Source organism: Roseateles sp. (assembly GCF_039595295.1).
In the GTDB taxonomy this organism is placed as follows: Bacteria; Pseudomonadota; Gammaproteobacteria; order Burkholderiales; family Burkholderiaceae_C; genus Roseateles.
On the sequence record NZ_JBCNLU010000033.1, the window covers coordinates 35,437 to 49,472 of the forward strand.

The 14,036-nt window shown below is 69.5% G+C and carries 14 protein-coding genes; 2 read left to right on the forward strand and 12 right to left on the reverse strand.

Features of this window, described 5'->3' with window-relative positions:
* Positions 1-172: 172 nt before the first annotated feature.
* A complete protein-coding gene (locus ABDW59_RS19520) occupies positions 173-1,120 on the forward strand; it encodes an ornithine cyclodeaminase family protein (RefSeq protein ID WP_343632194.1) in 948 nt (315 codons plus the stop codon).
* Entirely contained in the window at positions 1,117-2,553 is a 1,437-nt protein-coding gene (dacB, locus tag ABDW59_RS19525) for a D-alanyl-D-alanine carboxypeptidase/D-alanyl-D-alanine-endopeptidase (RefSeq protein ID WP_343632197.1), read from the forward strand. The genes ABDW59_RS19520 and dacB overlap by 4 nt, the downstream gene beginning before the upstream one ends.
* A gap of 251 nt (positions 2,554-2,804) precedes the next feature.
* On the opposite strand, the gene ABDW59_RS19530 is transcribed toward dacB, so the two are convergent.
* The 12 genes from ABDW59_RS19530 to ABDW59_RS19585 form a co-directional block, all read right to left on the reverse strand.
* A complete protein-coding gene (locus ABDW59_RS19530) occupies positions 2,805-3,887 on the reverse strand; it encodes an LD-carboxypeptidase (protein WP_343632199.1) in 1,083 nt (360 codons plus the stop codon).
* A gap of 17 nt (positions 3,888-3,904) precedes the next feature.
* Positions 3,905-4,570, reverse strand: coding sequence for a M15 family metallopeptidase (locus ABDW59_RS19535; protein WP_343632202.1), 666 nt, complete (start codon positions 4,568-4,570; stop codon positions 3,905-3,907).
* Positions 4,571-4,624: 54 nt separating this feature from the next.
* Positions 4,625-5,524, reverse strand: a complete 900-nt coding sequence (locus ABDW59_RS19540) for a LysR substrate-binding domain-containing protein (protein ID WP_343632203.1) — start codon at positions 5,522-5,524, stop codon at positions 4,625-4,627.
* A 2-nt stretch (positions 5,525-5,526) separates the two neighbouring features.
* Positions 5,527-7,125, reverse strand: coding sequence for an ABC transporter substrate-binding protein (locus ABDW59_RS19545; protein WP_343632204.1), 1,599 nt, complete (start codon positions 7,123-7,125; stop codon positions 5,527-5,529).
* 83 nt (positions 7,126-7,208) lie between these two features.
* On the reverse strand, positions 7,209-7,577 hold the full coding sequence (locus ABDW59_RS19550) for a type II toxin-antitoxin system RelE/ParE family toxin (RefSeq protein ID WP_343632205.1): 369 nt from the start codon (positions 7,575-7,577) through the stop codon (positions 7,209-7,211).
* Positions 7,567-7,920, reverse strand: a complete 354-nt coding sequence (locus ABDW59_RS19555; protein WP_343632206.1) for an antitoxin — start codon at positions 7,918-7,920, stop codon at positions 7,567-7,569. The genes ABDW59_RS19550 and ABDW59_RS19555 overlap by 11 nt, the downstream gene beginning before the upstream one ends.
* Positions 7,921-8,049: 129 nt before the next feature.
* Complete coding sequence (locus ABDW59_RS19560; protein WP_343632207.1) at positions 8,050-9,042, reverse strand: peptide ABC transporter ATP-binding protein; 993 nt, start codon at positions 9,040-9,042, stop codon at positions 8,050-8,052.
* Entirely contained in the window at positions 9,039-9,983 is a 945-nt protein-coding gene (locus ABDW59_RS19565; RefSeq protein ID WP_343632208.1) for an ABC transporter ATP-binding protein, read from the reverse strand. The genes ABDW59_RS19560 and ABDW59_RS19565 overlap by 4 nt, the downstream gene beginning before the upstream one ends.
* Positions 9,983-10,876 (reverse strand): ABC transporter permease subunit, encoded by an 894-nt coding sequence (locus tag ABDW59_RS19570; RefSeq protein WP_343632218.1) that lies wholly within the window; start codon positions 10,874-10,876, stop codon positions 9,983-9,985. The genes ABDW59_RS19565 and ABDW59_RS19570 overlap by 1 nt, the downstream gene beginning before the upstream one ends.
* A gap of 43 nt (positions 10,877-10,919) precedes the next feature.
* Entirely contained in the window at positions 10,920-11,930 is a 1,011-nt protein-coding gene (locus ABDW59_RS19575) for an ABC transporter permease subunit (protein WP_343632210.1), read from the reverse strand.
* 7 nt (positions 11,931-11,937) lie between these two features.
* Positions 11,938-12,780: an N-acetylmuramoyl-L-alanine amidase gene (locus ABDW59_RS19580; protein ID WP_343632212.1), complete on the reverse strand. Its 843-nt coding sequence runs from the start codon at positions 12,778-12,780 to the stop codon at positions 11,938-11,940.
* On the reverse strand, positions 12,780-13,793 hold the full coding sequence (locus ABDW59_RS19585; protein WP_343632214.1) for a BadF/BadG/BcrA/BcrD ATPase family protein: 1,014 nt from the start codon (positions 13,791-13,793) through the stop codon (positions 12,780-12,782). The genes ABDW59_RS19580 and ABDW59_RS19585 overlap by 1 nt, the downstream gene beginning before the upstream one ends.
* Positions 13,794-14,036 lie beyond the last annotated feature (243 nt).

Consider the following 14,036-nt stretch of genomic DNA (forward strand, 5'->3'; position numbering starts at 1 on the left):
GCGTGGCCGTCATTGCGGCCACTCTGTTGCGAGCTGTTAACGATGATCAAGCACGACTCGAATTCCCCGTCATAGGGCCGTCACCCATTTGTTGCGTGAGCCACGATGAATGCTTGTCTCGCGCGTATAACCTGCGGGAATGTAGCGGGGGCGCGAATATACATTTCCACCCATGCGATTGATCTCCGAAGCCCAGGTGCAAGCCCACCTGACCCCGGCCCGGCGGCCGGCCCAGCTCGCGGCGCTGCGCGAGTCCTTCCTCCACTTCGCGCGGGGTCAGGCCGCGGTGCTGGCGCGCAGCCGGGCCGCGCTCGCGCAGGCGCCGGGCGCGCCGATGGTCAGTGCCATGGGCGCCGTGCTGCCGGATCTGCTCGGCACCAAGGTCTACGCGACGCTGAGCGGCAAGTTCCAGTTCATCGTGAATCTCTTCGACACCGCGACCGGTCTGCCGTTGGCGACCGTCGAGGCCAACGAGCTCACGCGCGTGCGCACCTCGCTCACCACCGCGCTGGCGGTGGACGCGCTGTCGCGGCCGGACGTCAAGGTGCTGGGCGTGTTCGGCTCCGGCGTGCAGGCGCGGGCGCATGTGGAAGCGCTGCTCTCGGTGCGCCGCTTCGAGCGCGTGATGCTGTGCGCCCGCACCGATGCCGCCGCGATTGCAGCGCGCTGGTCCACGGAATTCGGTGTGCCGGTCGAGGCCGTCGAGGCGGCCCGAGTCGCCACTGACGCCGAGGTGATCGCCACCTGCACCCGCTCCACCGAGCCTCTCTTCGACGGCGCCCTCGTGCGACCGGGCACCCTGGTGTGCGCGGTCGGATCGAGCAAGCCGATCGCCCGTGAACTCGACGACACGCTGCTGGCGCGCGCCGCCGCGGTGGTCGTGGAATGGAAGACCGCCGCGCAAGCCGAGGCCGGCGAGCTGGTGCGCGCCGCGCCCGGCGTGATCGCGGCGGAGCGGCTCAAGGAACTGGGCGAGCTCTTGGTCGCCGAGCATCGCCCGTCCGCGAGCGACATCGTCGTCTACAAGAGCGTCGGCATCGGCCTGGAGGATGTGGCGCTGGCGGCGCTGGTCTGGCGCGGCGAGCAAGCGGACGCGAGCGCGAGCGGAGCGCAGGCATGAGCCGCCGCCTGCTGGTCGCACTGACGCTGACCGCGATGGCCGCGCTGAGCGGCTGCGCCAGCATCGGGCGCGAGCCGCCGGGACCGATGGCCGAGGCGCTCAAGCCCTCGGGCGTGCCGCTGTCCTCGATCGGCCTTGTGGCCTTCCCGATCGATGCACCGTCCACCGGTCTGCGCTTGAACGCCGATCAGCTGATGCAGCCCGCGTCGACGATGAAGGCGATCACCGCGGTGGTGGCGCTGGACAAGCTCGGGCCCAACAGCCGCGGCAGCACGCAGCTGCTCGCGTCCGGCGAGATCCGCGACGGACGTCTGGACACGCCGCTGGTGCTCAAGGGCAACGGCGACGCGGACCTCGATTGGCCCGCGCTCTGGCTGATGCTGCGCGAGCTGCGCGAGCGTCACGGCCTGCGCGAGCTGGCGGGGGGCGTCGTCATCGATCGCACGCTGTTCCAGCCCTCGCGTCCGGAGCTGGGCGTGCCCGCCTTCGATTCGCAGCCCGAGTTCCCCTACAACGTCATCCCCGATGCGCTGCAGCTCAACGGCGATTTGCTGCAGTTCGATATCGCGGCGGATGCGAGCGCGGTCTCGGCGCGGCCTTTCCCGCAGTTCGGCGGGTTGACCGTCGACGGCTCGGCGATGACGCTGGTCGACCGGGCTTGCAAGGATTGGGAGGACGGCTGGAAGCCGCCGCGATTCGACACGCTGGCGGATGGCTCCGGTCGCCTGGCGCTGCAGGGCGAGTTCCCGCGCGGCTGCCAGATCACGCAATCGCTGAACGTGCTGGACCGGCAGTGGCTGGCGGGGCAGGCGCTGCGGCAGCTGTGGGCCTCGCTGGGGGGAACGCTGTCGGGGGAGATCCGTGAAGGCACCTCGCCGGACGGCGCGCGCGTCCTGGCGCAGCATCGGGATCGGCCGCTGGCGGAGCTGCTGCGGCCGGTGATGAAGTCCTCGGACAACGCGCTGGCGCGGCTGATCTTCAAACGCATCGGGGCCTCGGCGGCGCAGCCGGGCGAGGACTCGCAGGCGGCGGCGGGACGCGTGGTGCGGGCCTGGTTCGCGGAGCATCAGATCGATGCGACCGGGCTGGTGCTGGACAACGGGTCGGGGCTGACGCGGATCGAGCGCGTGACCGCGTCGCAGCTGGCGGCGGTGCTGCTGGCATCGCATCGCGGCGCGCATGGGCCGGAACTGCTGGCCACGCTGCCGGTGGCAGGTGTGGATGGCACGCTGAGCCGGCGGATGAAGGGCACGGCCGCGGAAGGGCGGGCGCGGATGAAGACCGGGACGCTGCGCGATGCGGTGGCGCTGGCGGGGTTCGTGCCGGACTCCCAGGGCAAGACCTGGATCGTGGTCGCGCTGGTCAATGACGACAACGCGATGAAGGCGAGGCCGGCCGTGGATGCGTTGATCGATTGGATCGCGCGGCAGTGAGGGGGCTTGGGGCTCGCTGACTCACACGGCCCTCACCCCAACCCCTCTCCCACTTCATGGGAGAGGGGCTCTCTTTCCCCTCGCCCGCTTCAGTGAGAGTGGCTACGTTGGCCCCTCGCCCGCTATCAGTGATAGTGGCTGCGTTGGCCCCTCGCCCGCTTGCGGGAGAGGGGTTGGGGTGAGGGCCGTCGCACCCCAGAGCCTGTCTTACTCCCTCTCCCGCTTGCGGGAGAGGGCAGGGGAGAGGGTCTTCAACCCACCGCCGCCGACAACAACCTGATCGTCCCCGCGCCCGCATCCATCTCCGCCGCCTGTCCCACCGGCACGGTGAACTTGCGCCGGATGTGGCCGATCATCGCGCCGCGATACACCGGCACGTTCAGCGGCAGGAAGTAGTCGTCGAACACTTCATCCAGCGTCAGCGTCCCGAAGTTCCCCTCACCCGGCTCGCACTTGGTGAACTTGCCCAGCACCACGCCCGCCAGCTGATCGAGCGCGCCGCACAGCCGCAGCGTCGACAGCATGCGGTCGACGCGATAGATGTACTCGTTGATCTCTTCGAGGAACAGGATCGCCCCCCGCGTGTCCGGGAAGTAGGCCGAGCCCGCCAGCGAGCTCAGCACCGCCAGGTTCCCGCCCACCAGCGGCCCGCGGGCCAGCCCCGGCCGCAGCGTGCTGATGCGGTCCTCCCGCTGCACGACGCCGGGCGCGCCGGTGAACGCGGGGTTCTGCAACAGGTCCGGCTGCGCGTCCATCACCACCGCCTTGAAGTGCTGCAGCGAGAAGTCGTTCCAGTCCGAGCCCGCCACCGGGCAATGGAAGGTGATCAGCCCCGTCTGCTTCTGGATCGCGTTGACCAGGCTGGTCAGGTCCGAGAAGCCGCCGAAGAACTTGGGCTTGCGACGGATCAGCGCGTAGTTCAGCTTGTCGACGATGCGGTTGCAGCCCGATCCGCCCGTCAGCGCGATGATCCCGGCCACCTCGTCGTCGGCGAAGAAGTCGTTGATGTCGGCCGCGCGTTGCACGTCGGTGCCGCCGAACTGGCCGTAGCGACCTCGCACATGTTGGCCCAGCTTGACCTTGAAGCCCAGCGACTGCAGCGACTCGATGGCGATCTCCAGCGGCTCGCGCTCATAGGTGGCGTTGGCCGGGCTGACCAGGCCGAGGGTGTCGCCGGCCTTCAGGCGACGCGCGCGCAGCGGCTCCGGGGCTGCGCCCGGACGGGTGTTGCGCGTCGGCGCGGCGGTCTGCGCCTGCACGGGCAGCGCGGCGGTGAGCGCGCCGGCGGCTGCCGTGGCGGCACCGGTGAGGATCAAGCGACGGGAAGCGGTCATGGAGTCTCCGGGAGGAATCACAGCACCAGCGGCAGCGTGCGGCGGACCTGCTCGCGGTCGCCGAAATCGAAATGCCACCACTCGGTGCTGATGGTCTGGAAGCCGGCCTGGCGCATCGCCGCGCGCAGCCAGCCGCGGTGCTTGAGCTGCTCGGCGGTCAGGCCGCCGGCAGCCAATTGTTCAGCCTCGAACTCGGGATGCGAGGCCGGCGTCATCTCGTCGAAGCCGGTGCCCATGTCGAGCTCGCGCCCGTCGGCATCGAGCAGGGTCGCGTCGACCGCCATGCCGAAGGAATGGATGGAGCGCCGGGCCGGATGGGCCAGGTACTTGGTCAGCGGCGTGCCCTCGAGCTCCGCCCACAGCGCCTCCTGCACCCGCTGCGGCCGCAGCGCGTCCAGCACCACCAGCGTCACGCCGGGGCAGTGGCGCGCCAGCCAGGCGGCGGCCTGCTCGACCGCATCGGCCGACTCGCGCCGCAGATAGGCGCAGTCGAGGCCGCCATAGACCGCGCGGCCGACGAAGTTGTCCGGCGTCGCATAGCGCAGATCCACCGCGATGCCAGGGATGCTCAGCAGCGCGCGGAACTCGGGATGCGCGGCGATCTCCTCGCAGGGGATGGGCGCGGGTGATCCATTGGCCGAGGAGTCCAGGGGGCGAGGGGCGGCGGCGTCCGGCGAGGTCATGGCAGGCAAGCGATGAAGCGAGAAACAAGCGAGAACGCCGCGACGCCGTGGGCGTCAGACCAGGCTCTCGAGGTTGGCCCGCGCGGCGTCGCGCAGGTAGTTCACCAGTCGCCGCGCCGCTTGCGCGAGCGGGGCGCTGGCCGACGTCAGCAGGTAGAGCTGGATGCTCATCGCCGGCGCCAGCGGCCGCACCTTGACGCGGCTGCGGTCCGCCGACGCGGCGGTGAAGGGATCGACCACGGTCATGCCGACGCCGGCTTCCACCAGCGCGCGGGCGAGCTGATAGGTCTGTACCGTGATGCGGCTGTCCAGATGACGGCCCTCGGCCTCGCTGGCGTTGTGCAGCATGTGGCCGATGGGGTCGTCCTCGGCCATGGCGATCAGCTCGGACTGGATCTCCTCCAGCGGGAGCGGACCGCTGCCCTGCGCCTCCGGGCTGTGCAGCGGGCACAGCGCCATCATGGTGCCGGTGGCCAGCGCCTCGGCCTTGATGCCGGGATGGCGCGGGTCGTGCAGCGACAGCGCCAGATCGGCTTCGCCGAGCAGCAGCGCGGAGACGATCTCGCGGGTGTGGTTGGTGCTGAGCTGGCAGCGGCTGCGCGGGAATGCCTGCGCCCAGTGCGTCATCGCCGCCGGGATCACCGAGGCGCCCAAGGTCGGCGTCGCCATCAGGCGCAGCGATTCGGACTCGCCGCTGCGCAGATTGGCGGCCAGGCGACGGATCGCGACCAGATCGCGGTTGAGCTTGTCGATCTCGACGAAGAGCCGCTGCGCCTCCGGGGTCGGATAGAGCTTGCCGCGCACGCGATCGAACAGCGGCATCCCGAGCTGCAGCTCGCAGTGCTGGAGCACCTTCGTCACGGCCGGCTGCGAGATGTGCAGCAACTGCGCCGCGCCGCTGATCGTGCCGGCCTGCATGATCGCGTGGAAGACCTCAATGTGACGAAGACGCATGGTCACTCACGGTAGACGTTCTCGAAGACCACCCCGCCGTTGGGCTGCATGCGGAAGCCGCGCAGGTCCTTGCTGGTGGGGATGTAGACCGTCGAGTGTGCCATCGTGATCCACGGACGTTCGCGCTTGAAGATCTCCTGCGCCTTTTCGTAGAGCGCGTTGCGCTTGGCCTGATCGGGCGTGGCGCGCGCCGCGTCGATGAGGCGCTCGAACTCCTGATTGCAGAACTTCACGCCGGACTTGTTGGTCGCGCAGCTGAGGTTGGGCGTCAGGAAGTCGTCGGCATCGCCGCTCTCGCCCGCCCAGCCGCTCATGTAGACCGAATGCTCGCCGGCGTTGGCGCGCTTCAGGTACTCGCCCCATTCATAGGTGCGGATCTGCGCGCGCACGCCGATGCGGGCCCAGTCCTGCTGGATCAGCTGCGCCATCAGCTGGCCGTTCGGATTGGTCGGCCGCGTCACGGGCAGCGCCCAGAGGTCGATGTCCAGGCCGTTCGGATAGCCGGCCTTGGCGAGCAAGGTCTTCGCGCGCTCGGGGTTGAACTCGTTCTTGATGGCCTTGTTGTAGCCGGGGATCGCGGGCGGGAAGGGGTTCACCGCCTGCATCGCGTCGCCGCGCGGGAACAGCGCGCGGAAGATCGCGTCGCGGTCGATCGCGATGTCCAGCGCCTCGCGCACCAGCCGGTTGTCGGTCGGCGGCTTGCGCAGGTTGTACGAGAGATACGAGATGTTGAGCGCCTGGATCTTGTCCAGCTTGATGCGATCCGGATGGCGGTCGATCGCGGCGACGTCGATGTCGCGCAGCGGCGAGGTGATCTGGCATTCGCCCGCGAGCAGCTTCTGCACGCGGACCGGGGCCTCGCGGCTGATGCTGAAGATCAGCTTCCGGGTCTTCTGCGGCTCGCCCCAGTAATCGGGGTTGGCTTCCATGCGGACCACGTCGTCCTTCGCGTAGCTGCGGAAGCGGAAGGGGCCGGTCCCGATGGGCAGGCGGTTGATCTGCGCGGCCTTGCCCTCGCGCAGCAGCTGGGCGCCGTACTCCGCCGACTGGATGCCGGCGAAGGCCATCGCGAACCAGGTCACGAACGTCACGTTGGGCTGGTTCAGCGTGAAGCGGACGGTGTGGTCGTCCAGCTTTTCCATCTTCGCGATGGCCTTGGCCAGGCCGAGGTTCTGCGGATAAATGAAGTTGGCCGGGAATGCCTTGTTGAACGGGGCGTCGCGATCCAGGAAGCGGCCGAAGGTGAAGAGCACGTCATCGGCGTTGAAGTCGCGCGTCGGCGTGAACCAGGGCCGGGTGTGGAAGCGCACGCCCTGGCGCAGCGTGAAGCGGAACTCGCGCGCATCGGGGCTGATGGTCCAACTGGTGGCGAGCGCGGGTTGCAGCGCGGTGCCGCCGCGCTCGAAACGCACCAGCCCCTGGAACATCTGGTTGTTGACGTTGTTGGTGCTGGCCGAATCCCATAACCCTGGATCGAAGCCCTCGGGGCTGGCATCGGTGCAATAGACCAGCGGCTTCGGCGCGGCGGGGCCGGCGGCAAAGGCGGTCGAGAACGCGATGGCCAGCAGCGCGGCCAGGGAGTGGTGAAGTGCAGGGCGCATCGGGGGAGAGCAAGCCAGCGCATTGTCGAAACGCGGGCTCCACGGTCACAACTGAAATGGGCGGGTTGGACCATAACACCGGGTTATGCGGGCGAGGCCTCCACCGCCAAGCCTTGACCTTCGTCCTTCGCTTGCTTGAGCCGGACCAGCGCGCTCCTGTAGGCCGCGGCGTCCTCGCGCTTGCCGATGCTGAAGACGATCAGGAGGAGCAGTCCATCATTGACGCTGTAGATCAGCCGGATGCCTTGGCGCAGCAGCTTGATCTTGTAAAGGCCGACCAGCTCGGCGTTGAGGACTGACCCTGGTCGATGGGGGTTGATCAGCCGCTTCTCCAAATGCTGCTTCAACGTCTTCCGTACCGAGCCGTCGAGTGCGAGCCACTCGTCCCAGGCGGCGGGGAAGAAGCGAAGGCGGTAGCGCCTTCGTCCAGATGGGGCATCGTCAGAGGTCATCGATGTCGACCTCGACGAGGTTGGAAGCGTTGGCCAGTCGCTCGATGGTCTTCTGATAGACGGGCTGATCCGCAAGGTCTTCCATGATCGCCGCGTAGAGCAGCGGGTCCATCACGAAGAAGGCCGGCGTGCCATTGCGGAGGACGGCGATCGGCCGATGGTTGGCCTCTTTCAGAATCGTCTCGGTCTCCTTTTTGAAGGCGGAGATGCTGACGGTCAGCTCGTCGTTGTTCGCTTCCATATCGGCTCCTGAGGGCGGATCGATTATGGGTGGCGAGAGAGAGGCCGGCCGGAACGGACGGCTCAGGGTGGGCATCGGGAACTCAGGGGAGCGGTACGGCATGGAGGCGCCTCCAGCGTTGAGGGAGGCGTCATTTCACGTCGTCGCGTTCACGGTCGCAATGACTCGGACCAGTCGAAATACTGACCTGGAACGAGGGCGGCACCCACCGCAATCTGCAGGGTCAACCGCTCACACCACGTCGCACGCCACCATCCGCCCATCGACCTCGCGCAGCTCGGGCCGGACCTCGGCGCAGCGCGGGACGGCCATTGGACAGCGCTGATGGAAGGCGCATCCCGTCGGGGGCTTGAGCGGGCTCGGCAGCTCCCCGTGGATGCGGATGCGCGCGCGGCGGTCCGCCGGCCGCAGCGCCGGTGTCGCGCTGATCAGCGCCTGCGTGTACGGATGCAGCGGCCGCGCGAAGAGCTGTCGCTTCTCGCCGCGCTCGACCACGCGGCCCAGGTACATCACCAGTACCTCGTCCGCCACATGCTCCACCACCGCCAGGTTGTGCGAGATGAACACGTAGCCGGTGTGGAACTCCTCCTGCAGATCCATGAAGAGATTCAGGATCTGCGCCTGGATCGACAGGTCCAGCGCAGAAGTCGGCTCGTCCGCGACCACGATGCCCGGCTGCAGCACCATCGCCCGCGCGATCGCGATGCGCTGGCGCTGCCCGCCCGAGAACATGTGCGGGTAACGCCGCAGATGCTCCATCCGCAGGCCCACCTTCGCGGCCAGCGTCTCGACCCGCTCCTGCCGCTCCGCACGGCTCAGCGTGGTGTTGATGACCAGCGGCTCCGCCAGCGTCGCCGCGATCGTCTTGCGCGGATTCAGCGCCGCATACGGGTTCTGGAACACCATCTGCACGTCCCGCCGCAGCGCCTTGCGCGTGCTCGCGTCCGCATCCGCGACGTTGCGGCCCTGGATCAGCAGCTCGCCCGAGGTGGGCGTCTCGATCAGCGTCAGCGCGCGCGCGAGCGTGGACTTGCCGCAGCCGGACTCGCCCACCACCGCCAGCGTCTGGCCGGCGCGCAGCTCGAAGCTCACGCCGTCCAAGGCTTTCACCGTGGCCTTCGGCGAGAACCAGCCGCGGCTCACGGAGTAATGCCGCGCCAGATCGCGCGCCCGCAGCAGCGGCGTGTCGTCGGCCGCGGCCGGCTTGTTCGGCGCGGCGCTCATGCGACGGTCTCCTCGATCAGCGGATAGAAGCAGCGCGCGCCGCCGACGACAGGCGGGCGCTCGGCGCGGCAACGCGCCTGCACGCGCGGGCAGCGCGGCGAGAGCAGGCAGCCCGTCGGCCGGTCCAGCGCGCCCGGCACGATGCCCGGCAAGGCTTGCAGACGTCGCGCGCCGCGGTTGTGCTCCGGGATGGCCGCGAGCAGCGCGGCGGTGTACGGATGCTGCGGATGCTCGAAGACATCGGGCAAGGCGCCGGTCTCCACCACCTGGCCCGCGTACATGACGGCGACGCGCTGCGCCATCTCCGCCACCACCGCCAGGTCGTGCGTGATCATCACCAGCGCCATGCCCTGCTCGCGCTGCAGGCGCAGCAGCAGGTCCATGATCTGTGCCTGGAAGGTCACGTCCAGCGCGGTGGTCGGCTCGTCGGCGATCAGCAGCTTGGGCGAGCAGGCGATCGCCAGCGCGATCATGACTCGCTGGTTCATGCCGCCGGACAACTCGTGCGGGTAGGCCTTCAGGCGATTGGGCGCGTCCGGGATCTCGACCTGCGCGAGCAGCTCCAGCGCGCGCTGCCGCGCCGCGGCGCCGCGCAGGCCGAGGTGGGCGCGCAGCACCTCCTCGATCTGATAGCCCACGGTGTAGCTCGGATTGAGGCTGGCCAACGCGTCCTGGAACACCATCGCCACGTCGCGGCCGACGAGCTGGCGGCGCTGCGCGGCGTTCATCGTCAACAGATCCTGGCCGTTCACGCGCAGCGCGGCGGCGCTGACCTGGCCCGGCGGGTCGATGAGCCCCATCAGCGCCATCATGCTGACCGACTTGCCGGAGCCGGACTCGCCGACGATGCCCAGCACCTCACCCGGCGCGATGTCCAGGTCGACGCCGTCCACCGCCGGGAACGCGCCGAAGCGCACGCGCAGATCGCGGATCTCCAGCATCAGGACACCTTCTTCAGACGCGGGTCGAGCGCGTCGCGCAGACCGTCGCCCATCAGGTTGACGCTCAGCACCGACAGCAGGATCGCCAGACCCGGCAGCGTCACCACCCAGGGCGCGCGCACGATGTAGTCGCGCGCCGACGAGAGCATCGTGCCCCACTCGGCCATCGGCGCCTGCACGCCCAGGCCCAGGAAGCCCAGGCCCGCGGCCTCGAGGATGGCCGCCGAGAAGCTCAGCGACGCGTTCACGATCAGCGGCGCGAGGCAGTTCGGCAGCACCGCCGAGAACATCAGTCGCCAGGTCGACGCGCCGGCCACGCGGCTCGCCGTCACGTAGTCCTTGCCCAGCTCGGCCAGTGCCGCGGCGCGGGTCAGGCGCACGTACTCCGGCAGCGAGCCCACGGCGATCGCGATCACCGTGTTCATCAGGCCCGGACCCAGCACGGTGATCACGCAGATCGCGAGCAGCAGGCCGGGCAGCGCGAGCATCACGTCCATCACCCGCATGACGACGGGCGCCAGCAGCTTCTGATGGAAAGCGGCCAGCAGCCCGAGCAGCACGCCGGGAATCAGCGACAGCACCACCGACGCCAGGCCGATGCCCAGCGACACGCGTGCGCCGTAGAGCAGGCGAGACAGCAGGTCGCGGCCAAGCTCGTCGGTGCCGAGCAGGAAGCGCGCCTGGCCGCCGTCCATCCAGATCGGCGGGGTGAGCATCGCGTCGCGGTATTGATGCACCGGATCGTGCGGCGCGATCAGCGGCGCGAGCAAGGCGGACAGCGCCAGCAGCGTGAACACGATCAGCGCGACCAGCGCGCCGCGGTTGGCGCTGAAGCCCTGCCAGAACTCGGCGAAGGGGCCGGGCGGCGAGATCGCCGCGATCGACGGGGGCATCGAGGTGTCGGCGCTCGGAGGAGAGGGAGGGGCGCTCATCGCGTCATCCTTGCTTGCGGATGCGCGGATTGACCACGCCATAGAGCAGGTCCACCAGCAGGTTGACCGCGATGAAGGTGCAGGCGGAGATCAGGATGCCCGCCTGCACGACCGGATAGTCGCGCCGCGCGATCGCGTCGATCAGCCACTTGCCGATGCCGGGCCAGCTGAAGATGGTCTCGGTCAGCACCGCGCCGGCCAGCAGGCCGCCGACCTTCAGCCCGATCACCGTGATCACCGGAATCAGCGCATTGCGCAGCCCGTGCACCAGCACGATCCGCAGCGGCGAGAGGCCGCGCGCACGGGCGCTGCGCATGTAGTCCTCGCGCAGGACCTCGAGCAGGCTGGAGCGCGTCATGCGCGCGATCACCGCGGTTGTGCTGGTACCCAGCACCAGCGCCGGCAGCAGCAGGTGACGCAGCGCGGACCACCAGGCGCCGGGCTCGTCGTGGAAGGCCGCGTCGATCAGCATGAAACCGGTGAGGCGCTGGATGTCGTACTCCACCGCCACGCGGCCCGAGACCGGCGTCCAGCCCAGCCCGACCGAGAAGCACATGATGAGGATCAGCCCCCACCAGAAGACCGGCATCGAGTAGCCCACCGTGGCCGCGCCCATCACGCCCTGATCGAGCAGCGAGCCGCGCCGCAGCGCCGCGCCCGTGCCCAGCGCCATGCCCAGCACGACCGCCAGCAGCAGTGCGAACAGCGCCAGCTCCGCCGTGGCCGGGAAGAGCGCGAGGAACTCCTGCGCGACCGGCTCGTGCGAGACCAGCGACTGGCCCAGGTCGCCGTGCAGCAGGCCGCCGACGTAGTCCGCGTACTGGCGCCACAGCGGCTGGTCCAGGCCGAGCTCATGCATCAGCCGGGCATGGGTAGCCTCGTCGAGCGCGCGCTCGCCCATCATGATCGCGATGGGGTCGCCCGGCACCAGCCGGATCAGGCCGAAGGCCACCAGCGTCACGCCGATCAGCGTCGGCAGCAGCGTGGCGAGTCGTCGCAGCAGGAAGTTCAGCAAGGCCGGCTCAATTCGGCGAGCGGGCCTGGCTGTCGGCCGGCGCGGGTTGTTTCATCAGCATGCCGCCCTGCGTGGTGGCGACCTCCAGCAGCGCGGCGGTTTCCGCATCCATCTCGCCGCTGTAGTTGCTCGGGCGGTACTTCATCTGGAAGGTGCTGATGACCTCGCGGGTGGCGACGTCGAACAGGCCGGTGCGGGGCGTCTGGTAGCCGATCTGCGCCAGGCGTTGCTGGAACCAGCTGACGTCGGGCACGGGGGCCAGCTGATAGATGGCCTGCTTGATCTGCACTTGCGCGGCGTCCGGCCAGGGGATCAGGCCGGCGTCGGCGAACTGCTTCCACGGGAACATCGGACCCGGATCCTGCTTGCGGCCCGGCGCGATGTCGTTGTGGCCGAGGATGCGGTCGGAGCGGATGTGATGACGCGCCACGATCTGCTTGGACAGCGCCAGCACCTGGTCGATCTGGTCCTGCGGATAGGGCGTGTAGACGCGGCCCATCGGCGTCTCGGTGAAGCCGGTGTTCACGATCTCGATGCCGATGGAGGATGAGTTCAGATTCGTCGCGCCGGCCCAGAAGCTGACGCCGGCGTGCCAGGCACGGTTGTTCTCGTCCACGAGTTGGTAGACCTTGGCCGGACGTTCCTCGACGAGGTAATGCGCCGAGACCTTGCCGCCGCTGGTCAGCACCTTCATGGACTTTTCGAAGTCGATCGCGGTGTAGTGCAGGATCAGGAACTGCACGCGGCTGTCCTGGTTCTGCGACACATGCGTGCGGTCGATCTGCAGCGTGGGCGAGGCGCAGGCGGCCAGCAGCGCGGCCGCGGCGAGGGTGAGGAGCTTGGTCTTCATCATGTCGGTCGGGCGGCCCGTTGCGCGGCGGCGAGGGCGGTGTCGGGTTGTTGAAGGGTCAGGGTCAGGTCTTGCGGCAGCGCCGCGCGCAGGCCGGCCTCGATCGCCGGATGCAGCTGCAGCACGCGGCCCGCGGCGGCGACGGGGCGCGGGCCCAGACGTCGCACCAGCGCCAGCGGCAGACGGGCGAGCTCGGCGCCCGCGCGGCGCAACAGGGCGAGCGCATCGGCATCGGAATCAGCGGCGGCGCGGGCGACGGCCAGCGCCAGGCGGCCGATGGCGCCGCGACGGCTGGCGTTGTCGCCCCCGTACATGAAGGCGCGGGAGGTCGCCCAGTCCGCGCCGCCGAGCTCCTCGAAGAGCGCGGTGGCCAGGCGGGAATGCGTCCAGGCGCCGGGTTGTTCGTCCTCACGGCGCCAGACCAGGGCGAGCGCCTCGCGCGCGATCCACTGGCCGCCGCCCTCGTCGCCCAACAGCGGACCACGGCCGCCGGCGCGGTGCATCGCGCCGTGCTCGTCGATGAAGGCGGCGATCGCGCCGGTGCCGGCGTAGACCAGGTAGCCCTCGCCCGGACGGAAGAGCGCATGCCAGGCCTGGGCGATGTCGCTGTCGCAAAGGATGTGGACGGGGTCCAGTCCCAGGTGTTGCGCGAGCAGCGCGCGCAGCTGGCGGCCGGCGGGGCCGTCGGGTTCGCCCAGTCCGGTGATGCCGGCCTGCAGGCCGCGCAGGGCGCCAGGGGGCGCGTGTTCGTGCACCGCGGCGGCGAGGGCTTGCAGCGTCTGGGCCAACCCGACGCGACCGGCGCTGCTGTCCAGCAGCAGCGCGCTGAAGCCGCCGACCTCGCCGCGGGCGAGCGTCGCGCCGTCGGGGCCGGCCAGGGCCCAGCGGGTTTGCGTGCCGCCGGCGTCCAGTCCCAGGCCCAGGCTGCCAGCGGCGATGCGTGTCGAGGCCGGCCGCGCGGGGGCGGCAGGGGCGCTCGAGGGCGAGTCGGGGCGGGTGGGCGTGGCGGTCATGGGGGTCATGCGGCGCGCGCAGCTTAAGGGGGGCGCAGCACGCCCGCCATTGTCAATGCGCGGGGCGGGTATGACTCGGGCTCATGGCTCATGAACCCATCGAGGGGATGGCAAAAAAAAAGGTTCTTCGCCGATGTGCGGGGAAGAACGAGACGCGGCCAGGTGCTGCACCTGCTAAGTTGAAGTTGTCGAGACTCACTTTCGCAGGGGGCAGCCATGGCCGCGTCCCAGTGTATTTCTCGC

Coding starts and splice junctions, on each gene's coding strand:
- ABDW59_RS19520 (WP_343632194.1), top strand. CDS start 173: ATGCGATTGATCTCCGAAGCCCAGGTGCAAGCCCACCTGACCCCGGCC.
- dacB (WP_343632197.1), top strand. CDS start 1,117: ATGAGCCGCCGCCTGCTGGTCGCACTGACGCTGACCGCGATGGCCGCG.
- ABDW59_RS19530 (WP_343632199.1), bottom strand. CDS start 3,887: ATGACCGCTTCCCGTCGCTTGATCCTCACCGGTGCCGCCACGGCAGCC.
- ABDW59_RS19535 (WP_343632202.1), bottom strand. CDS start 4,570: ATGACCTCGCCGGACGCCGCCGCCCCTCGCCCCCTGGACTCCTCGGCC.
- ABDW59_RS19540 (WP_343632203.1), bottom strand. CDS start 5,524: ATGCGTCTTCGTCACATTGAGGTCTTCCACGCGATCATGCAGGCCGGC.
- ABDW59_RS19545 (WP_343632204.1), bottom strand. CDS start 7,125: ATGCGCCCTGCACTTCACCACTCCCTGGCCGCGCTGCTGGCCATCGCG.
- ABDW59_RS19550 (WP_343632205.1), bottom strand. CDS start 7,577: ATGACCTCTGACGATGCCCCATCTGGACGAAGGCGCTACCGCCTTCGC.
- ABDW59_RS19555 (WP_343632206.1), bottom strand. CDS start 7,920: ATGCCGTACCGCTCCCCTGAGTTCCCGATGCCCACCCTGAGCCGTCCG.
- ABDW59_RS19560 (WP_343632207.1), bottom strand. CDS start 9,042: ATGAGCGCCGCGCCGAACAAGCCGGCCGCGGCCGACGACACGCCGCTG.
- ABDW59_RS19565 (WP_343632208.1), bottom strand. CDS start 9,983: ATGCTGGAGATCCGCGATCTGCGCGTGCGCTTCGGCGCGTTCCCGGCG.
- ABDW59_RS19570 (WP_343632218.1), bottom strand. CDS start 10,876: ATGCCCCCGTCGATCGCGGCGATCTCGCCGCCCGGCCCCTTCGCCGAG.
- ABDW59_RS19580 (WP_343632212.1), bottom strand. CDS start 12,780: ATGAAGACCAAGCTCCTCACCCTCGCCGCGGCCGCGCTGCTGGCCGCC.
- ABDW59_RS19585 (WP_343632214.1), bottom strand. CDS start 13,793: ATGACCGCCACGCCCACCCGCCCCGACTCGCCCTCGAGCGCCCCTGCC.